This is a genomic window from Halomonas sp. DP8Y7-3, from assembly GCF_019801675.1.
In the GTDB taxonomy this organism is placed as follows: Bacteria; Pseudomonadota; Gammaproteobacteria; order Pseudomonadales; family Halomonadaceae; genus Halomonas; species Halomonas litopenaei_A.
Genome location: NZ_JAHVIO010000019.1, coordinates 74895 through 97675 on the forward strand (window position 1 = coordinate 74895; position 22781 = coordinate 97675).

Genomic DNA, 22781 nt, shown 5'->3' on the forward strand with positions numbered 1-22781 from the left:
GCCAGTGGGCCACAACGTCAGGGGCAGCCATTGGCGAAAGTAGGCCTTAGCAAGCATTATCAAACACTACTCCTGGGCCTGACTCCTGCGGGCTGTGACCGCCACCGCCTGTCTCGGCTTTGACTGCTGGCCGGCCCTGCGGTTCCCCCTGTTGCGTCCTCTAGCGATGGCTCGCCCAAGCATGGCGACTAGCTATCCGGTCTGGCACGCAGGGCCTTGACCTTGCCGCGTTGCTTCTTGCCCTCGAGCCGACGTCGTTTGGCCGCCTTGCTCGGCTTGGTCGGCCGCCTCGCCTTGGGCACTACCAGACCTTGCTGCAACAGCGACTGCAGGCGTGCCAGTGCCGCCGCTCGATTGGCTTCCTGGGTGCGTTCGGACTGCGCCTTGATGATGACCACGCCGTCCTGGGTGATGCGGTGGTCGTTAAGCGCCAGCAGTCGCTCCTTGACGTCGTCAGGTAGCGTCGAACTGGCGATGTCGAATCTCAGATGGATCGCTGACGCTACCTTGTTGACGTTCTGACCACCGGCGCCCTGGGCACGTATCGCGGTCATCACGATATCGCTGTAGGGGATCGACAGGCGTCGACTCAATTGCATGCTCTGCACCTCCTTCGTCCATGCCGGTGCCGTCGTGGCGGTGGGTTCACCGCGCGTTTGACGCTAATGGTGCGTCCGAGCGTATCATGCCTTATCCCTCAAGGACGATTTGGGCCCATGACCGCACCACGCTGGTATCAACACGCCATGTTCACCCTGCTGCCCCGACTGGCTTTGTTCATGTGGCGGGTCTTGAGCCAATTCCTGCATAACCGGGGGATGCTGCTGGCTGGCGGTGTTGGCTTCAATATCCTGCTGTCGACCATTCCACTGTTTGCCCTGATGGTGGTCGCCATGGCCCAGGTGGTGGACGAAGATCAGCTGATCAATGTCATCACCCTGCAGGCGCGCCACATTGCCCCGACCCACGCCGAGGTCATGCTGGAGTCCGTGCGTGCGCTGCTCGACTCGCGGGATGCGATCGGGATCTACGGTATCCCGGTGCTGCTGCTGTTCAGTTCCTTTGCCTTTCGCATGCTGGAAGACGCGTTGGCACTGATCTTCCGCAAACCCGACGTCAAGGACAGCCGCAGCCTGTGGGTCTCCTTTCTGCTGCCCTATGCGTTCATGCTGGTACTCAGCGCTGCGCTGCTGGCGTTGGCCATGGCAGTCAGCCTGGCCAACACCTTGAACGGTCTCTGGATGGCGATCAATGGCAAGGAACTGCCGCTGGCATCTCTGTCGGACACCGCCCTCAACCTGACCAGCTTTCTCGGGGTCTTCCTGCTCTTCAGCGCCATCTACAAGGTTCTGCCGGTGGTGCGAATATCGCTCAGGCGGGCGCTGGCGGGCGGGTTTGCCGCTGCCTTGATGTGGGAAGGCGTCAGGATCGCGCTGGTCTACTATTTCGCTAACCTGTCGCTGGTCAGTGCCGTTTATGGCCCGCTGGCCACGCTGATCGTGGTCCTCTTGAGCCTGGAGATAGGCGCCGTCATTCTCCTTTTAGGCGCTCAGGTCATCGCCGAACTCGAACACAACTGCCGGCTAGGACTGGCATGGCACCAGGATCCACGCCGGCGTCTGGCCACCGCGTCAGCGGTCAATGCCGATGGGTCTCCTTGCCCTTCAGGCGACGAATCAGCCCCATCAGACCCCGGCCGCTGACCATGCCCAGCAGATAGATCACCACGACCAGCAAGGCCATCGGCATCGCGATCGTCCAGCCAAGCAGATTCACCTGCACCATGTCGATGTTCTGCACCACCACAATGGCCACCAGGGCCAGAATCACCACCTTCACCACCAGCCAAACCTTGTCCATTGCTTGAGCACTCCTTGTGCCAATTTTCACTCAATGACATCGTCGCCACGCCGGCCGGACGCGGCAGACAGCCTCCAGGGGGAACGCGGCCCAAGGCACAGGCGACATACCGGGCCAACCGTGCAAAACATGGGCACGCTGGTCGAAACTGTCAAGTTGCGGCGCCAACACGCCTCATCCCGCCCACGTTAGCCCGCCAAGCTCCCTGCTCCGCGCCGCTCAGAAGGTCGACAGGCCGGTGGCTTCCATCACACGATAGCGCCACGCTGCCAGCCGACCACTGGCGTCCCGCTCGCTCCAGGCGCGGCTTGCCCGGTGATGGGGAGGCGACTCCCAGCGCAGGTCGAACCATTGCCCCAGGGCATCGATCACCGGCAGCTCCCGACCTGTTACCTCGACACTGCTTTCGAGATTAAGGTTATCCAGGTTGCGCCGGGTCAGATTGGCGGAGCCAAGGATGACCGCATCGCGTGCAGACGGATCAGCCGTCGCCTCCTTGCGTAGCAGCACGACCTTGCTGTGACATTGTTCTCCCGACGTCAGACACCAACGCACCTGAACCCCCGAGGCCAGCAGTTCCTCGGCAACGGGCTGGTTGGGCAACCCACCCTTGCTGAAACCGAATGCCTCGCGGTTGGGGTCCAGCAGCACCCTCACCGTGGCGCCCCGTGACGCGGCGCGTTTCAGTCCCGCGATCACCTCACGATGGGCCAGGTAGAAGGCGGCAAGATCGAGCCTGTCGCCTGGGGAAGCCTCTTCGATACGCGCCAGCACGGCGTCACGGATGGCTCCCTCAGTCAGCAGTCTTGCCTCGGCGCCTGACGACTGGCGACGGTCAGCGTTGCCTGGTCCTGTCTCTCGACTATCGGGCAAGACCACCTCAACGCCGGACCATGACGCCACCTCAGCCTCCGAGGCGATCACATCCCCGGCCAATGCACCATCGATACGTAGCGCTACATTGGAATGCAGGCTACTGGCGTCATGGGGATTTGCCGTGGAAATCAGCGTCGACCAGCCTCGGGGCGTATCGACCGTCAGTGTCTTGCGATGGTTGGCACGGAAGTTGAGCAGCGCCAGATAGCTTCGTAGCGTCACCGGCTCGCCGCCAAACGCATTGGGCAACCAGCCTCCTTCACTATCGTTGCCGAGACGATGCAGGCCGAGATGCCAGAGTCCGGACCACAGCGGGTTGGAGGCGCGCAGTCTATCGAGCCGAGTCATGACCAGCTCTACCCCGGCGTCTTCCAGGCGCTGGTAGAGCGCCACCTGCTGCCCCCCGTAAAGGGTATTGAGAGGATCGGTGATCACCACGATACGCGGCGCGGGATCACGCTGTCGTGCCGCTATCAACGCGTCCGTCAGACGTTCGGCGATAGGCCTGAAACGTGCGCTTCTCGCCCCCGCCTGGCCCTCCAGGCGATTGAACAGGAACATGTCCATCACGATCAGGCGGCGGGCCTCGCCGATCATCGACACCGCCTCGTCGAAGATCTGCTGATCCAGCTGCTGTTGTCCCCGCCGGTCGTACCAGGTGCGATCGGCAAGCAACGACACCCGCTCGACCGAGCGCATCGGCCACGCCTTGCCCACGTCGCTGGGCAGCGGCTTGACGCTTTGCCAGATGGCCATGCCTAGCCATGCCAGCAACACCACCAGCAGGCTTCCTTTCAGTGCTTTACCCAGCCATCCCATGGCGCTTCCTTTTCGTTGGTCGAGTGGCGCCGATGATAGCGTAAAACCCCGCGCAACAACGGAAGCGCCCGGCACGAAGCCGGGCGCGGTCCCTGAGTCACACCAGCGGGCGTACCCCGCGGCGGCCTCAACTCATGGCCAGGATCCCACCGCACAGGGCAATGACGGCACCCAGCGCGCGCAGCAGGCGCTGTTCGCGCGCGGCCAGCCAGCCACCCAGCGAGCGTGCCAGCAAGGTAATCGCCAACGTCGAGATCGAGAATCCAATGACATAGCCCACCACAGACGCGGCGGCCGGCATCTCGGCGCCGTGGGCGATGCCGTGCAGCGCCATCACCGCCACCACCAGCACACCGCCTAACGCTGTCGGTAAACGCAGCAGCGCCGCTGTCATCACACCAGCCACCAGCACCGACATGGCGATGCCGCTCTCGACACCCGGAAGCAGCGACGGAGAGACCCAGCCCGCCAGGGCGATACCAGCACCCACCAGCATACCCACCAGCGCCAGCAGCGGCGTCAGTCGACGCATGCTGGCGCCCTGCCCAAGACTCCACAGGCCGATGGCTGCCATGGCCAGCAAGTGGTCAAGCCCAAGCCAGGGATGCATCAAACCGCTGGCAAGACCACCGTGCTCTACCCCATGACCGGGATGTGCAAACACCACCGGCGCGGCCAGGCTCAAACCCAGGGCGGCCACCGCCGGAACAACATGAGACGCAGTGATGCGCTGTGTCATGACAAACTCCTTGCAGACAAAAGACGCCACGCCAGGCGCGGCCTTATTCCCTTGCGGAACGCTCAGGCTTGGACCGCCTCGGTACGACGATCGGGCAGCATGCCCCGCTCGAGTATAAAACTGATAATGGTCTCTAGACCGACCCCGTCGTACAGGTTGGCAAAGACAAATGGTCGATCTCCTCGCATCTTGCGAGAATCACGCTCCATAACGTCCAGAGAAGCATGCACCTGCTCAGCGATGTCGATCTTGTTGATGATCAAGAGATCGGACTTGGTAATCCCGGGACCACCCTTGCGCGGAATCTTGTCCCCCGCCGACACATCGATGACGTACAGCGTGAGGTCAGACAGCTCCGGGCTGAAGGTCGCCGACAGGTTATCGCCTCCGGACTCCACCAGTACCAGCTCGAGCCCCGGATGACGCTGATGGAGATCATCGATGGCCGCCAGATTCATGGAGGCATCCTCACGTATCGCGGTATGCGGACAGCCACCGGTCTCGACCCCGAGAATGCGATCGGGCGACAGCGCCTCATTACGGGTCAGGAAGTCCGCATCTTCCTTGGTGTAGATATCATTGGTCACCACGGCGATATCGTAATGATCTCGTAGCGCTCGGCAGAGCTGCCTGAGCAATGCGGTCTTGCCGGACCCCACTGGACCGCCGACACCGACGCGTAGACATTGGGAGGGAGTCGTAGTGCTGATCATGGCCTTCTCCTGGCGGTCGTGTCTGGCCCACGCTCGGGGCCAGGATGATGGTAAGGGCGACGTTCGGTCATGACGTCGATACCTTGTCTTTCATGTCGTCAAGCCATAGCGCTGGGCAAGGGCTTGCTTAGCTGCGAAACAGGCGCGAGTACTGGGTCTCGTGCAGGCTGCTGGCAAGCGCGACGCCAGGCAATGCCGGACCGAGCTCGTCATCTCGCAGCGCCTCGGCGCGCTCCACCGCGTGGACCAGAGCTGGACGCAGCCGTTCTACTATTCGCTGTGCCGCGGTATGCCCCAGGGGCAGTGCCTTGCAGGCCGCTGCCAGCTGGTTCTCAAGCCAGGCCCAGGCAAACCCCAGCATGGCGCTGTGCGGCAGCACCTGGCGCTGCACCGACAGCGCCGCAAAGGCGGTCACATAGCCTGGCGCAGCAGGCAACGCTGTCTCGGGCAGCAGGCCAAGATTGCCCATCAGGCGTGTCAAGGAAGCCCCCAGCTGGCGATCTTCCTCCAACAGCTCACGGGTCTCGCGGACTGCGGCGAGCCAGCGGTCCCACTCTGCAACGAGGGACGCATCGCCTGCCTGCCAGGCCGTCATCTGGCGCATCAGAACCGGCAGTTCACACATCGCCAGGCCATCCTCCAGCACCCCCTCCAACCAGTCACCCAGGCTGGACTCGTCGGTGACCCAACCCAGCTCAAACGCGCTTTCCAGCCCCTGGGACCAGGCGAAGGCCCCAATCGGCAAGGCTGGGCTGACGAGCTGCAACAGGCCCAGCAGCGCCAAGTCGCCTAGCGCAAGGTCCGGTGAGGAAGCCGTCGCCATTGCGGACATCAGACCGGCTCCCTGGACGGGTCCTGAGACTGGCCGGAAGGCGCCTGCGAGTTCGCATGGGAGTGATCGTGCGAGTGCCCGTGCGAATGCCCATGGGAATGCTGGTGCGAGTGCCCGTGCGAGTGCCCATGGGAATGTCCGCCCATGGTGTAGGCGCCCGGCTCCGGATCGAAGGGGGCCTGGTGTCGCTCGAGGATGGCGCCCAGCCGCTCGGCGAGCTCTTCCAGCACATGATCGGGGGCAATCCGCACGTAGCGGCACTCCTGCCCCTGGAAAACGCCGCACCCGATGCCCAGCGTCACATGCCGGTTTCCCAGGTGATAGCACAGTCGCGCCAGGGCCAGGTCCGATTGCGGTCCAGGCAGAATCCAGGCACTCACTACCGGTTCTGGGGCCGCCACTACCCTCACGCACACGCCATCGTCGCTGGACAGTCCGTCACCATGGCGCAGCACCGGTCCGCGCTCCAGGAACAGCCCAGCTCCGCGCCCGCTATCCAAGGTGACCCTCAGGCGTCCCTTGATACGATCGTCATAGGCCAGGGTCAGCGTGTCTTCGGCTTGGTCCTCCGCCAGCGGGCCAAGACGCTGTGTCAATGACAGCAACGTGCTCATCGATATCTCCTAAAATGTAGTGCGGCCGCGACTTGCGGTTCTCCCTATTTCCACCACCTCACCCCACGGGCAGCCCTAGGGTTTGTGCGAAAAGTCGACGAGCGCAGGCACTTTTCTGACACGCCCTAGAACAGGTGGTAGCGCTGTGCAAGGGGCAGTACGTCCAGCGGCTCGCAGGTCAAAAGCTCGCCATCACAGGTCACCTCATAGGTCTGGGCGTCAACCTTGAGGTCGGGGCAGCGATCATTCAGTTTCATGTCGCGCTTGCGGATGCCGCGCACGTTGCGACATGCCACCAGCCGGCTGGCCAAACCCAGTGACTCCTTGAGTCCTGAGTCCAGCGCTGCCTGGGACACAAAGCTCACCCGCGTCGCCGCAGCCGCTTGCCCCAGCGCACCGAACATCGGCCGATAGTGCACCGGCTGTGGCGTCGGAATCGAAGCGTTGGGGTCCCCCATGGGCGCCATGGCGATCATTCCGCCCTTGAGAACCAGAGCAGGCTTGACCCCGAAGAACGCCGGATCCCAGAGCACCAGATCCGCCAGCTTGCCCACCTCGACCGACCCGATTTCTTCGGCCATACCATGGGTGATCGCCGGATTGATGGTGTATTTGGCGATGTAGCGCCGAGCGCGAAGATTGTCCGCACCGCACGCCTCATCCTCGGGCAGCAACCCGCGCTGGACCTTCATCTTGTGGGCGGTCTGCCAGGTACGGCACACCACCTCGCCCACACGCCCCATGGCCTGGGAGTCAGAGGCGATCATCGAGATCACCCCCATGTCCTGCAGGATGTCTTCGGCGGCGATGGTCTCCCGACGAATACGCGAATCAGCAAAGGCCACGTCTTCGGGAATATTCGGGTCTAGATGGTGGCACACCATCAACATGTCCAGGTGCTCATCGACGGTATTCACCGTGTAGGGCCTGGTGGGATTGGTCGAGGATGGCAGCACGTACTCTTTCGAGCAGGCGGTGATGATATCCGGCGCGTGCCCGCCACCCGCTCCCTCGGTGTGATAGGTGTGGATGCCCCGTTCCTTGAAGGCGGCCAGCGTATCCTCGACAAACCCCGACTCGTTGAGGGTGTCGGTGTGGATCGCGATCTGCACGTCATAGCGCTCGGCAACGCTTAGACAGGTGTCGATGGACGCAGGCGTGGTCCCCCAGTCTTCGTGCAGCTTGAGCCCCATGGCGCCTGCCTCGATCTGAGCTTCAAGCGCCTCGGGCAGGCTGGCGTTGCCCTTGCCCAGTAGGCCGATGTTCATCGGCAGGCTGTCGCAGGCCTTGAGCATGTGATGAATGTGCCAGGCGCCAGGCGTGCAGGTGGTGGCATTGGAGCCGGTTGCAGGCCCGGTGCCGCCTCCCAGCATGGTGGTGATGCCGCTGGCCAGGGCCTCATCCACCAATTGAGGACAAATGAAATGCACGTGGGCATCGATGGCACCCGCCGTAAGGATCTTGCCTTCCCCTGCGATGACCTCTGTCCCCGGCCCGATGACGATGGTGACATCCGGTTGGGTATCCGGATTACCGGCCTTGCCGATGGCAGCGATTCTGCCCGCCTGCAGCCCGACGTCGGCCTTGACGATGCCCCACCAGTCGAGAATCAGCGCGTTGGTGATCACCGTATCCATCACCGCGTCATCGACACGCTGGCTTTGCCCCATGCCATCACGGATCACCTTGCCACCGCCGAACTTGACCTCATCACCGTAGTGGGTCGCATCCTGCTCGACCTCGATCCACAGCTCGGTATCCCCCAGGCGCACCCGGTCGCCCACGGTGGGCCCGTAGATGTCGGCGTAGGCTTGACGACTGATCTTCATGACGGGTCTCCCTGAACATCCGATGCAGTACCCAAAGGCCCCATGACCTCGCCACGAAAGCCATAGATGTGACGAGTGCCAGCAAAGCTGACCAGGGTGACCTCACGGGTCTGGCCCGGCTCGAAACGCACGGCGCTGCCGGCAGCAACATCCAGCCTGAAGCCACGCGCCTTGACGCGGTCAAACAAGAGCGCGGGATTGGTCTCGGCGAAATGGTAGTGCGAGCCGACCTGGATCGGCCGGTCGCCACGGTTGGCCACCTCGATGGTCACCCGCTCGCGCCCTTCACACAGTGCGATCTCGCCGTCCTTGAGTTGGTATTCTCCGGGTATCATGCCTCGCCCTCTGATGGTCCGTTGGCAACGGTCTACTCCCATGTCGCTGCTGCAAGCCGCTGCGGCAGACGACACTGAGCAGGCATCCGTTCAGGTAATCGGATGATGGACGGTCACCAGCTTCGTGCCGTCAGGAAAGGTGGCTTCGACCTGAACTTCGTCGACCATGTCGGCAACGCCCTCCATGACATCGTCACGGCCCAGGATCTGTTTGCCGTAGCTCATCATCTCGGCGACGCTGCGACCCTCACGGGCCCCCTCCATGATCTCGCAGCTGATCAACGCGACCGCCTCGGGATAGTTGAGCTTCAGGCCCTTGGCCCTTCGCCGTTCTGCTACTAACCCCGCGGTAAACAGCAGCAGCTTGTCCTTGTCTCTCGGTGTCAGCTCCATCGTTACTTCCTCAAGGTCAGACGACACGACGCTCGCTAGACGACGGTCGGCGTGGAGTCAGGTGAACCAGATGCGCGGCGGACAGGCCGTGCGCTCCAGCAACATCGGTCTTAGCAGTTTCCAGGCAGCCTCACACAGCGTCCAAGCTTCATGCCGCGAGTGCCCGAGATAGCGCAGCAGCAATACACCGTCACGCAGAGTGACCGCCCATGGCTGTTGCATCATCGAGGGTGAAGACAGATCGACGACATCGTCGGTGCGTCCCCGTCGGCCCGCCAGCTGTTCACGCAGCACCTCCACCGCTGCCGCGCCATCGTCCAAGCCTACGGCCCAAAGGGTGGCCTGAACGCTGCAGCCACGCTGGCCCCAGGCGCCGCTGAAGCGGCGGTGAAGCGGATCAAGCGGCTGACGCTCGATCCACAGCGGCTGGCCATCTCGGGCTAACCTGAAGCTCTGTTCCAGGTAGCCGCTGGCAAACGGCAGGTCACTGGCAGGCCGGCCCAGGGCGAGCACCTCCCAACCCAGGCAGCGCGCGTCCCCGTGCAACTCGATCTCGGTAGATTGGCGCCCACGAGAGCCATCGAAGGCAATGGTTTCCTGAGGCAACCACTCGAGGCTGGCGCCGGGCTCGACCACCAGCCGGGTGCGCTGGGACCAGCTCACCTCGTTGCTGTCCGCCCGATACAGCTTGTTAGCGGCAGGGGTCGTGAGTAGTGCGCTGGCACCCCTTGCCACCCGTGCTTGAATGTCCAGCGCATCACCGCTGACCAGCCCGCCCGGTGGATGCAACAGGTAGACGTGGCAGGTGCCGTCGCGTCCTTCGGGGTAAAAGGGCCGCTGCACCCTCAAGGGGCCACGGTGGTCCACTCGGTGCAATCGAGTCGCTGCACCATCATGGCGAAAGCCCAGTGACAGCCTCGCCTCCCAGCGCCGTCCCGCGTCAAAGCGATGGCCGTGCCGATCGGTCACATCCTGTATTGTCTGCGCGCTCATGGCTCTCCCGGACGATGGTTCGTGGTGACGCCGTCTGGCCACGCCACACAATACTGCCCGATGACGGTGCAATGGTCGTACCACCTCACCTTTAAATCCTGTTTTTTACTTTATTATCAACGATATATAGTGCACCGAAAGTGCGCCACGAAGCCCCCTTAGCTATCTAAGGCACCAACTCGGTGCACCGCCAATCGCATCCAGCATCATTTTGGTGCGCATGTCGCTATTGCTGTGGACCTCGTCGCCAGGACTGTGCAGCGTGGTCACTTGTCTGCCTGAGACCTCCCCCGCCCTTCCTGCCGCCCTTCTTCTATCTCCCCTTCACCGTCCTTCCATCGCCTTCCTGTCACGCCGCTTGCTACTGCCGTTAACCCTGCCTTAACCCCCCGCTTGGCTATGCTGCGCGCCTTTGAGAACCCAGGAGACCCATTCTCATGGTTCGGGCCCCTTTCCCTGGCTTACTGGCGGGCGTCCTGCTGTTGACGCTGGCTGGCTGCTCCATGATCGACGAGCCAACCTCCTACCCTGACAAGACCAACGCCTTGATCGCCCAGGTACCGGACTGGTCGGCAGCTGTCGGCGGTAGCGATGTCGGCTCACTCAACGACCTGATCGCGTCCGATGCGCTCGATCAGCTCGTTGAAAAGGCGCTGCAGGCCAACCCCGGCCTGCAACAGACCCTGTTGACGCTGCGTATCCGCCAGACACAGCTGCGCCAGACCGGTGCTGACCGCCTGCCCGAGGTCGAAGCCGGCTTCAGCGCCAGTGACAGCGAAGACAGTGCCAGCACCTACAGCGGCTCAGTCACGGTCAGTTGGGAAGCCGATCTGTGGCAGAAGATTGCCGATCGCACCGCCGCCGCCGATCAGGACGTCGCACAACAGGCGGCCCTGTATCAGGCCGCCCGGGACACCTTGGCGGCCGACGTGATGACCAGCTGGCTTGCGCTGATCGCGCAGCGTCATGCCATCACCATCCAGCAGCAGCGCCTGTCCACCCTTGAAAGCAACGAGTCCCTGATCCTTGAGCGCTATCGCAGCGGGCTCGGCAACCTCGAGGACCTGGACAGCGCGCGAAGCTCCACGGCCAGTGCCCGTGCCAGCCTGGTGGAGTATCAAGAGAGCCTGGCGCAGCAGCAGCGTGCACTGCAGACCCTGCTGGGCGAGATTCCCGATAGCGGCGAGGCGGTGGCCGACGACTATCCCGCGGTACTGACACCGCTGGCAGAGCTGCCAAGTCAGTCGCTGCGTCGCCGACCTGACCTGATCGCGGCCTACCACGCCGTTCAGGCGGCCGACTATCGCACCCACGCCGCCTACAAGGACCTGCTGCCAAGCATCAGCCTGCAGGCCGCCATCGAGGACGTGGCCGACTCGCCATCCCAGGCGCTGCTGACCGATCCGGTGTGGTCGCTGCTGGGTCAACTGACGGCTCCGCTGTTCCAGGGAGGCGAGCTTCGCGCAGCCGCCGACGAAGCCGAACTGGAGACCGCGCAGGCCTACCAGGCGTACCGCGAGACCCTGCTCGAGGCGGTTGGCGAGGTGGAAGATGCCCTCGGGCTCGAGCGCTCGCTCGCCCTGCAACAGCAGCACATCGCCAATGCCCTGGATCGCCAGCAATCTACCCTGGCCCAGTACCAGTCGAGCTACCGCTCGGGGCTGGTCGACATCCTCGACCTGCTCTCGGTGCAACAGCAGACCTACGACCTCGAGGCGCAACTCGATGACCTCAACTATCAGCGCCTGGCCAATCGTATCGATCTAGGCCTGGCACTCGGACTGGGAGTAAACCCATGACACGTCGCTGGAGAAAAGCGCTGCCCCTGAGTCTGGCCCTCGCGGTACTGGCGGCGGTGGTGGTTCATGTCGTCACGCCAGGTCAGGCACGAGGCCAGCACTCGCCACCCAGGCCTGGTGGCCAGCCGGAAGTCGATTCAGGCCAGGTGCAGGCAGGTCAGCAAGACCACCAGCAGGCCCCCCAGCGCACCGAGGTGACGGTGGTCACTGCAGAGACCGCGGCCCACGCTGCCCACATCAACGCCTACGGAGAAGCCAGTGCGCATTTCGAGCTGACTCTGAGCGCCGAGGTGTCCGGGCGCGTCGACGGCATTGCCGACAACTTCGAGGGAGGTCTTCGTATCGGAAAAGGCGAATTGCTGGCCACCCTGGAGGACAGTGGTTACCAGGAGGCCCTGGCCGTCGCCCAATCGACGCTGGCCACTGCCGAGGTGAGCCTGCTGGAGGAACAACGCCAGGGAGAACAGTCCAGAATCGAGTGGCGCTCGTCGGGGCTCACGGGCGAGCCTGACTCGCCGCTGGTACTTCGCGCCCCCCAGCTCGCCGCCGCGCAGGCGGCGGTCGATGAGGCCAAGGCGTCGCTGGCCGCCGCTCGCCAGGACCTCGACCAGACCCGCATCACCGCCCCCTTCGATGCCCTGATCACCGATCGCCACATCGCCCCGGGCAGTTTCGTGCAGTCTGGCACCGAGATCGCCACCCTGGTCAGCACCGACCGCATCGAGATCACCGTGAGTCTGTCCGCCGCGGAATGGGCGCAACTACCGGACTCGGCCACGCTTGCCGCGGGTGACTGGCCCGTCACGCTGACCGATATCGAGAGCGGAGAGCAATGGACCGGCCAGGTCATCCGGGCGCATCACCACCTGGACGCCACCAGCCGCCAGCGCTCTCTGGTGATCGCGGTTCAGGCCCCGTTCGACCAGACCCCCGCCCTGCTGCCCGGCACTTTCCTCGAGGCGAGCCTCAGCGGACGTACGCTCGATGGGTTGTGGCATCTCCCCGCCACCGCCCTCGGCCAGTCCGGACAGCTCTGGTACGTCACCGACGATGACGCTCTGGCCAGCGTCTCGACCGAGGCCGTCTTCAGCGACGGTGCCACGATATACGTAAGACCGCCCGAGGCGATCGCTGATCAGCCGACCCGGGTGGTCGTGCAACCCCTGAGCAGCTACGTCCAGGGCATGCTGGTGACCACCGTGGAGGCCCGTCAGGATGTCTGACACGAGCCATCGCCAAGGCGTGATCGCCTGGTTTGCCCGCAACCCGGTCGCTGCCAATCTCTTGATGTTGCTGGTGATCGCGCTGGGCGTCAGCGCCCTTGGCACCCTCCAGAAGGAGGCCTTCCCGAGCACAGAACCCGACAGCCTAAGCATCTCGGTCAGCTACGACAGTGGCTCGGCAAGGCAGTCAGAAGAAGGACTCGCGATCAAGATCGAGGATGCGCTGGAAGGGGTCATCGGTATCGATTCGATCGTCAGCACCTCCACCACCAGTGGCACCACCGTGACCGTGGAGAAGACCTCCGACTACGACCTGGATACCCTGCTCAGAGACGTCAAGACCCAGGTGGACGCCATCTCCAACTTTCCGGCCGACGCTGACAATCCGGTCATCAGCAAGGCTGAGCGCGAGGAGCACTCGCTGTGGATTCAGCTCTATGGCGACGCTGACCGCGCCACCCTGCAGCAGTTGGCCGACGACCTCAAGGCAGACCTGCTGGCCCATCAGGACGTCAGTCGTGTCTCGATCAGTGGCTGGCTCGATCCAATGATGGCCATCGAGATCGACGAGGGTCGCCTGGAAGCCTACGGCCTTTCGCTCACCGACGTGGAGGAAGCGGTCAATGCGAGCTCGACCAGCACCTCCAGCGCCGTATTGCACAACGCCGATCTCTACCTGCAGCTCAAGGCGTCGCGCCAGGCCTACCTCAAGGATGAGTTCGCCGCCATTCCACTGATCACCACCACCCAGGGCGATCAGATCCGTCTCGGTGACGTGGCCAGGATCCGCGACACCTTCGACGACACCACCTCCAGCCTGTCGCGCTTTGATGGCGAGGACAGCATCGCGTTACAGATCGTCACCACCGGCACCGATGACATTTCAGACTCGGTCATTGGCGCCCGCGACGTGATTCAGCAGTGGCGTGACGATGGGCTTCTGCCCCAAAACGTGCAGCTGGCCACCTGGTACGATCGCAGCACCTCGATCAACGAACGCCTGGCTCTGCTGATCGACAATGCGCTGTACGGCATTCTGCTGGTGTTTACCCTGCTGGCGCTGTTTCTCAACCTGAGGGTCGCGCTGTGGGTGGCCATGGGCCTCCCCTTTGTGTTCTGCGGTACGCTCTACTTCATGGGCGAGCCCTTGCTTGGGCTTACCCTCAACGAATTCACCACCTTTGGCTTCATCATGGCGCTGGGCATCGTGGTCGATGATGCCGTGGTCGTGGGCGAAAGCGTCTACGCCGAGCGCCGCGCCCATGGTGACACCCTGGACAACACCATTCGTGGCACCCTGCGCGTCGCGGTGCCCACCCTGTTTGGCGTGTTTACCACGGTGGTGGCCTTCTTTGCGCTCTCGCAGATAGAGGGCAGGCTAGGCAAGCTCTACGCCCAATTCGCCGCCGTGGTCGGCCTGTGTCTGGTGCTGTCGATCATCGAGTCGAAGCTGATTCTGCCGGCCCACCTGGCGCACCTGAATACCCGCTCCTCGACTTCCCGTCATCGTCTTGGCCGGCTGTGGGGGCGGCTACAGGACGCCGCCTCTGGCGCGATGGAACGCTTCACCCAGGCCGTCTATCGTCCGCTGGTCAAGCTCGCTCTGGTGCATCGAACCAGCGTCACAGTGCTGTTCACGGCGCTGTTGATCCTGGTCCTGGCCATGCCGTTCAACGGCAGCATTCGCATGAGTTTCTTCCCCGATATTGCAGGCGATACGGCGCGCGCCAACATCACGCTGGAAAACGATGCGAGCTACGGCTTGACCCACCGGGCGCTGGACCGCCTGCAGGACAGTGCCATCGAGGCCGACGCCACGCTGCGCCAGGGCAAAGGCGTCAGCGCCATCGAGCACCTGCAGATCACCTCGAGTGATGACCAGTCAGGGACCGTCACGGTCAAGCTTGCCGATGATTCGCCCTACGACCTTGACCAGTTCGCACGCCAGTGGACGGCCCTTGCCGGGCTCCCGGAAGGCACCCGCACGCTGAGTATTCAGAGCCGGCGCAGTGACTTCTCTGCGCTGCGCGTCGAGCTTCGCGCCAGCGACGATAACCTGCTGAGCGCGGCCGGCGACGAGTTCCTCGCGCGTCTTGAAGCCATTGATGCCGTCAGCGGCCTGGAAGACAACCTCCGCCCGGGCCAACCTCAGCTTCAGCTCGACCTCACCGCCCAGGGGCGCGCGCTTGGCATGACCACCGACGAGCTGGCCGAACAGGTCATGCAGGGCTTCAATGGTCAGGTGGTGCAGCGCTATCAGCGCGGCAACGACGAGATAGAGGTGAAGGTGCGCTTTCCCGAGAGCGAGCGCCAGTCGCTGGTCGACGTGCTGTCGTCGCGGGTACGTGCACCGGATGGTACCGTGCTGCCGCTATCCAGCGTCGCTACAGCGAGTCTCGGCTACACCCGCGACACCATCACCCGGATCGATAACCAGCGGGCCATCTATATTTCCGGCGACGTGGACAAGGAGCTGATCTCGGCCACCGAACTGGTGACCCTGCTCGAGCAGGAGGTCGTCCCGGATATCCGCAGCGCCTACCCCGGCGTCGACATCCACTTCGCTGGCGAGGCCGAGCAGCAGCAGGAAACCCAGTCCTCGATGGTCACGGTCTTTGCCTTCGCCATACTGCTGATCTACATGCTGCTGGCGGTCCCCCTGAAGTCCTACGTTCAGCCTCTGCTGATCATGACCGCGATCCCCTTCGGCGTGGTCGGGGCGCTGCTCGGTCACTGGCTCAATGACCTGTCCCTCGGCATCCTGTCCCTCAATGGCATCATTGCCCTATCCGGCGTGGTGGTAAACGACAGCCTTTTGCTGGTGTCCCGTTTCAACGAGCTGCGAGACGAAGGCCTGGCCATCCCGGACGCCATCGTCGCCTCCGCCACCAGTCGCATGCGTGCCGTCGTGCTGACCTCGGCCACCACCTTTGCCGGGCTCTATCCCCTCCTGGGAGAAACGTCCCATCAGGCCCAGTTTCTGATTCCGGCCGCAGTGTCGCTGGCATACGGTATCCTGTTCGCCACCCTGATCACGCTAATCCTGATACCGGTGCTGCTGAGCCTGCAGACCAGCCTCGAGCAATGGCTCACACGCTGGAGGCGACGCACGCCCGGTGAAGACGAGGCCGAAACCCCATGCTGAACGTGCTGCTGGTGGAAGATGACCTGGATCTGGCCATGACCATCGTGCAATACCTGGAGATCCAGCAGATCCGGTGCGATCACGCCAGCAATGGCCAGCGCGGGCTCACGCTCATCCGCGACAATCGCTATGACGTCATCCTGCTGGATCTCAATCTGCCGCGACTGGATGGCCTGAGCGTCTGCCGCGAGGTTCGCCACGCGGGCGATGACACCAGCATCCTGATGTTGACCGCCCGCGACCGCCTCGACGACAAGGTCGATGGCTTCGAGGCGGGCGCCGATGACTACCTGGTCAAGCCGTTCGAACTGAAGGAGTTGGCGCTGCGCATTCGCGCCCTGGGCCAGCGACGCAGCGGGCAGATCAAGCGGCTGCACTACGCTGGCCTGGTGATGGATCTGGTCTCCCTGACGGTGCTTAGAGACGGTCAGCCGCTGCACCTGTCACCTACCGGCTGGCGACTGCTGGAACCCCTGCTGCGCGCATCGCCCGCGGTCGTCAGCCGCCGCGCTCTGGAGGAGGCGGTGTGGGGCGAGGAACCCCCCGACAGCAATAGCCTCAAGGTACATATGCACCATCTGCGCAAGGCCGTGGATCGAGACTTCGATCCGCCGCTGATACACACGATCCCCGGACGCGGGTTCGCCCTGAGGGAGGCACGGGATGATCCGTCAGATACGCCTTAAGCGACAGCTCGCGGCGATCCTGCTCACCTTGGGTGCGCTGCTGGTGGGAGGCTACTCGCTGCTGGCGGCCCACTACTTCAAGCTGGGGATGGACAGCACCATGGTGGGGGCCATGGAACAGGCGGTGCATCAGCACATTCGCCAGCGGGCCGGAGGCACGGCAGAACCCGACCTGGGCGCCTTCACCGTCACCTCGACCTGGCAGCAACAGCCCAGGCAGATCCGCAGCTTGTTGCCACAGCCGCCGCAGCAGGAGACGCGCCTGGTGACGTCGCGTGAGACGAAGCCGAATGGTCGCCGCGGCAGGCTGGTCTTCGCCATGCGCTTTCCCACCGCCGAGGGGACGCTGTTTGTCAGCCACACTCTGACACGCCAGCAGATGTCGAGCCTGGTTCACCGCACAATCCGTGACAACCTCACGAGCCTTCTGCTTATCAGCCTCAGTACCGCCGTCGCCCTGGCACTGGCGATCTGGCTACTGCTGCGTCAGCTAAGCAAGCCGGTGACGCGCCTGGGCCGGTGGGCGCGTGATCTGGAAAGCGCCAACCTGCAGGACCCTCTGCCGGACTTCCGCTACCCCGAGCTGAACGAACTGGCCTCGCTGGTACGCGACAGCCTGTCCTCCCAGCAAGACAGTCTCGAACGGGAACATCGCTTCCTGCGACACTCAAGCCATGAATTGCGCACGCCGATCAGTGTGATGCGAAGCGGCATCGAACTGATCCGCTCGCTACCGCCGGAGCAGGCGCCTGCGGCCCGATCCGTGCTGGCGTCGATCATCGATCGCCTGGATCGCGCCAGCCTGAACATGAAGCATCTGACGGAAACCCTCCTGTGGCTAAGCCGCGACGAGCCCATCGATCTGCCCACCCGTCCCATCGCACTGGACCGGCTGGTACAGGACATCGTCGAAGAACACCGCTACCTGCTACGCGACAAGGACGTCGCCCTCAGCGTGACCACAAGCCCGGCCACCCTGGAACAGTCCGAGGTGGCGCTACGCATGGTCCTTGGCAATCTCATCCGCAACGCCTTCCAGCACACCTGGGCGGGTGACGTCACCCTGCGTCAGCAGGGTAAGACGATCTTTATCGACAACCTGCAGCGCGCCAACGGGCAGGAAGACGGTAGCGGTGATAGCCAAGATGCCGACAACGATGCCCCCGCAGGCTACCCAGATACTGTCGACGACCTGGGCTTCGGCCTTGGCCTGGAGCTGACAGCTCAGCTCACCGAGCGGCTCGGCTGGCACTATCACAACCGGCCGGTGCCAGGAGGACACTACGTCCAGCTCACCCTGGTCGATGCCGCCGAGCCACACGGCTAAAGGCTCCCGCTTCACTCGAGCCCGAGCAAGGCTGGTGGTGCGAGCTGTCGAGCGCCACTTTCGCCCTAGACGGTCAGGTAGCGCTTCACCACGTCATCACTCAATGCTGCTATGTCGCCCTCCGCTACGCGCCGGCCACGATCAAGGATGGCAAAACGATCTGCAAAACGGCGAGCAAAGGGGAGCTTCTGCTCCACCAGCAGTACGGTCAGCCCATCATCGGCGATCAGACGGCGAATGACCTCGCCAATCTGGGCGACGATGTTCGGCTGGATGCCCTCCCCCGGCTCATCGAGGATCAGTAGTTTAGGCTCGAGTACCAACGCACGCCCGATGGCCAGCTGCTGCTGCTGGCCGCCCGAAAGATCCCCGCCACGACGCTGGCGCATTTCCTTGAGCACGGGAAACAGCTCGTAGATGCGCTCGGGTACCTGGCGCAGGCCGTCCCCGCGCGCTGCCAGACCGGTACGCAGGTTCTCTTCCACCGTCAGCAGTGGAAAAATCTGGCGTCCCTGAGGCACGTAACCGATGCCAAGGCGGGAGCGATCTTCCAGCCGACGGCGCTCCAGAGCCACGCCATCCGCGTATTCCAGCGCGCCTCCACGGATCGGCACTTCGCCCATGATGGCTTTCATCAACGTCGTCTTGCCGACACCATTGCGCCCCAGCACGCAGGTGCAGGCCGCTTTGGGCACCTGCAGATCCAGGTCCCACAGCGTATGGCTTTCGCCATAGAACTGGTTGAGCCCACGAATGTTCAGCATTGGCGGGCCCTCCGCTGTGCCAGCGCAGCGAGCCAGCGCGGATATCGCCGTCTTTTCATGCGGGCTCCCCTGACGCGATCCCATGCGACGACATAGGCACTTCGTACACCGGGATCCAGTGGAAAGCGTTCCAGTCCCATCATGCAGCCTCCTCATCGCCACCCAGATAGACCTCGACCACCCTGGGGTCGCTGGCCACCTTGTCCATGCTGCCTTCCGCCAGCACGGAGCCTTGATGCAGCACCGTGACGGTGCGTGCGATGGACCTGACAAAGCCCATATCGTGCTCAACCACCACCACGGAATGCTTGCCGGCCAGTCCCTTCAAGAGCTCGGCAGTACGCTCCATTTCCTGTTCGGTCATACCGGCAACGGGTTCGTCCACCAGCAGCAACCGCGGGCGCTGCATCAACAACATGCCGATCTCGAGCCACTGCTTCTGACCGTGGGACAGGATGCCTGCCTGGCGACGGCTCAAGGCTGACAGGCCGACGGTTTCCATGACCTCTTCGATACGATTGCGCAGGTCAGCATTCCGTCGAGCGACCAGGGTGGGCCACAGACTCTTGTCGGTGGCCATGGCAAGCTCCAGGTTCTCGAACACACTGAGCGCCTCGAACACCGTGGGTTTCTGGAATTTCCTTCCAATACCCAGGCGTGCGATCTCCGGCTCGTTCTTGGTCAGCAGGTTATGACGACTGCCAAACCAGACGCTGCCCGTATCAGGGCGGGTCTTGCCGGTGATGATGTCCATCATGGTGGTCTTGCCGGCACCGTTGGGGCCGATGATGCAGCGTAGTTCGCCGTCGTCGATGGTCAGGTTGAGATCATTGATGGCCTTGAAGCCATCAAAACTGACGGAGACATCCTCCAGATAGAGGATGGGGCCATGGCGGACATCGACCGGGGACGCCTGCGGCACCAGAAAGTCGAAGACACGATCGCGATCGGCCAGACCATGCAGAAAACTCATGGGGTCGCCTCCTGTTTTACCGCCATGTTGTTAGGTGCATCATCGTGCTGACGGCGACGAGACAATAGCCCGGCGATACCCTGAGGCAGCAGCACGGTGACCAGCACGAACAGCGCCCCCAGGGCAAACAGCCAGGCCTCGGGCATGATCCCGGTGAACACGCTCTTGGCATAGTTCACCGCCAGCGCGCCTATGACCGCGCCATACAGGGTCGCCCGCCCCCCTAGGGCCACCCACACCACGACCTCGATGGAAAACAGCGGGGAGAATTCGCTGGGATTGATGATCCCTACCTGGGGCACATACAGGGCGCCAGCGACCCCGGCCAGCATCGCCGAGACGACGAACACGAACAGCTGGTAGCGCTCTACCCGGTAGCCGAGAAAGCGAGTGCGCGACTCAGCGTCACGTACTGCCACGCAGACGCGGCCAAGCTTGCTCACGACAATGGCTCGGCACAACAGAAACCCTATTGCCAGGGCTACGCCTGAGGCGATAAACAAGCCCAGGCGCGTGCTGTCGGCGGACAAGTCGAAGCCCAGCAGCTCCTTGAAGTCGGTCAGGCCGTTATTGCCGCCAAAGCCCATCTCGTTGCGGAAGAACGCCAGCATCAGCGCAAAGGTCAGCGCCTGGGTGATGATCGACAGGTAAACTCCGGTGACCCGTGAACGAAACGCCAGGAAGCCGAACACCAGCGCCAGCAGGCCCGGCGCCAGCAACACCATCAGAAAGGCAAAACCGGCCATGTCGAAGCCATGCCAGTACCAGGGCAGGCTGTCCCAGTCGAGAAACACCATGAAATCCGGCAGCAACGGATCGCCGTAGACGCCACGGTCGCCGATCTGGCGCATCAGGTACATGCCCATGGCGTAACCGCCCAGGGCGAAGAAAGCACCGTGGCCAAGGCTGAGAATGCCTAGATACCCCCAGACCAGGTCCACAGCGACCGCCAGCAAGGCATAACAGAGATACTTGCCGAGCAAGGTAACGGTATAAGTAGAGACGTGTAACGGATGCTCCGGGGCCAGCAGCAGGTTCGCTGCCACCACCAGCGCCATGGTGGCACCGAGCACCGCCAGGAAGATCAGCGTCGACCGCTCGCCAAAGGGACGAGCCAGCCACAGTCGGGATGATGGCATCGCTCAGCCCTCCGCCGCGCGGCCCTTCTGGGGAAAGAGTCCCCTTGGGCGCTTTTGAATGAACAGAATGATGAACACCAGCACCAGGATCTTGGCCAGCACCGCCCCGGCCCAGGGTTCCAGCACCTGATTGATGACGCCAAGCGAGAGCCCCGCCACCAGGGTGCCCCACAGATTGCCGACGCCGCCGAACACCACCACCATGAAGGAATCGATGATGTAGTTCTGACCCAGGTTGGGACCCACGTTGGTCAGCTGGGACAGCGCCACGCCAGCAAGGCCTGCCACGCCGGAGCCCAACGCAAACGTCAAGATATCGACACGGGTCGCCCGAATCCCCATGGAACGCGCCATGGCACGATTCTGGGTGACAGCTCTCACCTCCAGGCCCAATCGCGTCCTGCGCATGACCAGCATCAGCGCGGCAAAGACCAGCACCGCAAACCCGAGCACGTACAGCCGGTTGAGGGTCAGCGACAGCGCATCGTTGATGACCAGCGAGCCGCTCATCCACTCCGGTGTCACCACGGTACGATTCAGGGGAGAAATCAGCGTACGTACCAGCTGCTGCAAGATCAGGCTGACACCAAAGGTGGCCAGCAGGGTTTCCAGCGGCCGCCCCTTCAGAAACTGGATGACGCCCCGCTCGATGGCCACGCCCACCAGCGCCGCCACCAGGAAGCCCGCCGGAATCGCCAGCAGCAGCGCCAGCCCCGGCTGCCCCGGCAACAGCTGCTGCATCGCCCAGGTGGTATAGGCTCCCAGCATGATCAGTTCGCCGTGAGCCATGTTTATCACACCCATCACGCCGAAGGTGATGGCCAGACCGATCGCCGCCAGCACCAGCACCGAGCCCAGCGACAGGCCGAAGTACAGCGTCTCTGCGGCGCGATTGAGCTTCAGCGACTGCTCAATGTCAGCCAGCGCTGCGGACGCCGCGTCGGCCACCATGGCGTCTTCGCTGCGGCTGGCCTGCATCAATGCCGCCCTGACCTGTCCATTCAGGCTGCCGGCGAGGTCCGCGACAGCGGCGCTGTCGCCCTGCTCCAGTCGGTGGATGGCAATCGCCTGGGTCAGGGCCGCCGCCACCTCCGGGTCACTCTCGTTCTGGGCAAGTTCCGACAGGGACTCCACCACCTCGGTATCGACGTCCCCCAGCAGCGCTTTCGCTGCAATCAGCCGCTGTGCGGGATCATCGACGCGCAGATCCAGCAGGGCCAGGGTGCTGTCCAGGTGGCCACGCAGACGATTGTTGATGGCGACCCGGTCAAGCTCGCGCCGCGACACCTCCCCCGCCTCTTCCATGGTGAGGGCGTCTGCCACCGGCCATTGCCGGCCTCGGTTGGCCAGAATCACGACAATGTCGCCGCTGTCCTTGACCTGGGCCAGCTTGCCCTCGGCGAAACTCTCGAGCCATCCGCGTGCGCGCGTGTCACCACTCGCGGCAATGGCATCGATAGCTGCCTCCTTTTCGCGAAAGTTGGCCTCAGCGAGTGCCTGCAGCAGCTCGCGACCAGCGTCTTCCTCTAGAGTTGCACTGGTGTCCTGCGCTGCGGCGTTGTCCTGTCCAAGAGCACATGGCCCAAGAGCGACCAGGCTGACCAGCAGCAGCGCCTTCAACCAGTATCGCCATGCTGTTGTGTTCATAGCGGAATTCCGTGAGCGCCCTTGTCAGATCGTCAAGGGCATCATGATGGGCGTGGTCCTGGCCGGGACGTCATG

General features: G+C 63.4%; 21 protein-coding genes. 6 read left to right on the forward strand and 15 right to left on the reverse strand.

All coding sequences use genetic code 11. The annotated features are described in order from the left end of the window. Positions 1-188: 188 nt before the first annotated feature. Positions 189-599 (reverse strand): alternative ribosome rescue aminoacyl-tRNA hydrolase ArfB, encoded by a 411-nt coding sequence (gene arfB, locus KUV86_RS18005; RefSeq protein WP_222163347.1) that lies wholly within the window; start codon positions 597-599, stop codon positions 189-191. Positions 600-716: 117 nt separating this feature from the next. Here arfB and KUV86_RS18010 point away from each other — a divergent pair, with 117 nt between their 5' ends. Then, entirely contained in the window at positions 717-1703 is a 987-nt protein-coding gene (locus tag KUV86_RS18010) for a YihY/virulence factor BrkB family protein (RefSeq protein ID WP_206944625.1), read from the forward strand. On the opposite strand, the gene KUV86_RS18015 is transcribed toward KUV86_RS18010, so the two are convergent. The 10 genes from KUV86_RS18015 to KUV86_RS18060 form a co-directional block, all read right to left on the reverse strand. After that, positions 1639-1860, reverse strand: coding sequence for a LapA family protein (locus KUV86_RS18015; protein ID WP_206944627.1), 222 nt, complete (start codon positions 1858-1860; stop codon positions 1639-1641). The two genes, KUV86_RS18010 and KUV86_RS18015, sit on opposite strands and share 65 nt — an antisense overlap. Positions 1861-2079: 219 nt before the next feature. Next, a complete protein-coding gene (locus tag KUV86_RS18020; RefSeq protein WP_222486013.1) occupies positions 2080-3555 on the reverse strand; it encodes a phospholipase D-like domain-containing protein in 1476 nt (491 codons plus the stop codon). Positions 3556-3682: 127 nt separating this feature from the next. After that, a complete protein-coding gene (locus tag KUV86_RS18025) occupies positions 3683-4294 on the reverse strand; it encodes a HupE/UreJ family protein (protein ID WP_206944631.1) in 612 nt (203 codons plus the stop codon). Between the two features lie 62 nt (positions 4295-4356). Beyond that, positions 4357-5007 (reverse strand): urease accessory protein UreG, encoded by a 651-nt coding sequence (ureG, locus tag KUV86_RS18030; protein WP_206944634.1) that lies wholly within the window; start codon positions 5005-5007, stop codon positions 4357-4359. Positions 5008-5134: 127 nt separating this feature from the next. Continuing rightward, positions 5135-5830, reverse strand: a complete 696-nt coding sequence (locus KUV86_RS18035; protein ID WP_222486282.1) for an urease accessory UreF family protein — start codon at positions 5828-5830, stop codon at positions 5135-5137. An 8-nt stretch (positions 5831-5838) separates the two neighbouring features. After that, the gene (gene ureE / locus KUV86_RS18040; protein WP_222486316.1) at positions 5839-6444 is read right to left on the reverse strand and encodes an urease accessory protein UreE; all 606 of its coding nucleotides are present in this window, start codon (positions 6442-6444) and stop codon (positions 5839-5841) included. Positions 6445-6578: 134 nt separating this feature from the next. Beyond that, entirely contained in the window at positions 6579-8282 is a 1704-nt protein-coding gene (ureC, locus tag KUV86_RS18045; protein WP_206944636.1) for an urease subunit alpha, read from the reverse strand. Continuing rightward, positions 8279-8617, reverse strand: a complete 339-nt coding sequence (locus KUV86_RS18050) for an urease subunit beta (RefSeq protein ID WP_206944645.1) — start codon at positions 8615-8617, stop codon at positions 8279-8281. Before KUV86_RS18050 ends, ureC begins: the two co-directional genes overlap by 4 nt. Before the next feature lie 90 nt (positions 8618-8707). Beyond that, positions 8708-9010, reverse strand: coding sequence for an urease subunit gamma (ureA, locus tag KUV86_RS18055; protein WP_206944647.1), 303 nt, complete (start codon positions 9008-9010; stop codon positions 8708-8710). Between the two features lie 57 nt (positions 9011-9067). After that, positions 9068-10003, reverse strand: a complete 936-nt coding sequence (locus tag KUV86_RS18060; RefSeq protein ID WP_206944649.1) for an urease accessory protein UreD — start codon at positions 10001-10003, stop codon at positions 9068-9070. Between the two features lie 437 nt (positions 10004-10440). Here KUV86_RS18060 and KUV86_RS18065 point away from each other — a divergent pair, with 437 nt between their 5' ends. From KUV86_RS18065 to KUV86_RS18085, 5 genes are read left to right on the forward strand one after another with little or no spacing between them, the layout of a single operon-like run. Next, positions 10441-11802: a TolC family protein gene (locus tag KUV86_RS18065; RefSeq protein ID WP_222486015.1), complete on the forward strand. Its 1362-nt coding sequence runs from the start codon at positions 10441-10443 to the stop codon at positions 11800-11802. Beyond that, the gene (locus KUV86_RS18070) at positions 11799-13025 is read left to right on the forward strand and encodes an efflux RND transporter periplasmic adaptor subunit (RefSeq protein WP_222486017.1); all 1227 of its coding nucleotides are present in this window, start codon (positions 11799-11801) and stop codon (positions 13023-13025) included. The genes KUV86_RS18065 and KUV86_RS18070 overlap by 4 nt, the downstream gene beginning before the upstream one ends. After that, complete coding sequence (locus KUV86_RS18075) at positions 13018-16170, forward strand: efflux RND transporter permease subunit (protein WP_222486019.1); 3153 nt, start codon at positions 13018-13020, stop codon at positions 16168-16170. Before KUV86_RS18070 ends, KUV86_RS18075 begins: the two co-directional genes overlap by 8 nt. After that, positions 16164-16856 (forward strand): response regulator transcription factor, encoded by a 693-nt coding sequence (locus tag KUV86_RS18080; protein ID WP_222486021.1) that lies wholly within the window; start codon positions 16164-16166, stop codon positions 16854-16856. Before KUV86_RS18075 ends, KUV86_RS18080 begins: the two co-directional genes overlap by 7 nt. Next, positions 16834-18183, forward strand: coding sequence for a sensor histidine kinase (locus tag KUV86_RS18085; protein WP_222486023.1), 1350 nt, complete (start codon positions 16834-16836; stop codon positions 18181-18183). Before KUV86_RS18080 ends, KUV86_RS18085 begins: the two co-directional genes overlap by 23 nt. Before the next feature lie 65 nt (positions 18184-18248). Here the strand turns inward: KUV86_RS18085 and urtE are convergent, their stop codons facing one another. The 4 genes from urtE to urtB all read right to left on the reverse strand — a co-directional run bounded on the left by urtE (position 18249) and on the right by urtB (position 22706). Continuing rightward, the gene (urtE, locus tag KUV86_RS18090; protein WP_206944661.1) at positions 18249-18947 is read right to left on the reverse strand and encodes an urea ABC transporter ATP-binding subunit UrtE; all 699 of its coding nucleotides are present in this window, start codon (positions 18945-18947) and stop codon (positions 18249-18251) included. Between the two features lie 139 nt (positions 18948-19086). Next, complete coding sequence (urtD, locus tag KUV86_RS18095; protein ID WP_206944663.1) at positions 19087-19920, reverse strand: urea ABC transporter ATP-binding protein UrtD; 834 nt, start codon at positions 19918-19920, stop codon at positions 19087-19089. Further along, on the reverse strand, positions 19917-21059 hold the full coding sequence (urtC, locus tag KUV86_RS18100) for an urea ABC transporter permease subunit UrtC (protein ID WP_222486025.1): 1143 nt from the start codon (positions 21057-21059) through the stop codon (positions 19917-19919). The genes urtD and urtC overlap by 4 nt, the downstream gene beginning before the upstream one ends. Positions 21060-21062: 3 nt before the next feature. Beyond that, a complete protein-coding gene (urtB, locus tag KUV86_RS18105; protein ID WP_222486027.1) occupies positions 21063-22706 on the reverse strand; it encodes an urea ABC transporter permease subunit UrtB in 1644 nt (547 codons plus the stop codon). Positions 22707-22781: the final 75 nt, after the last annotated feature.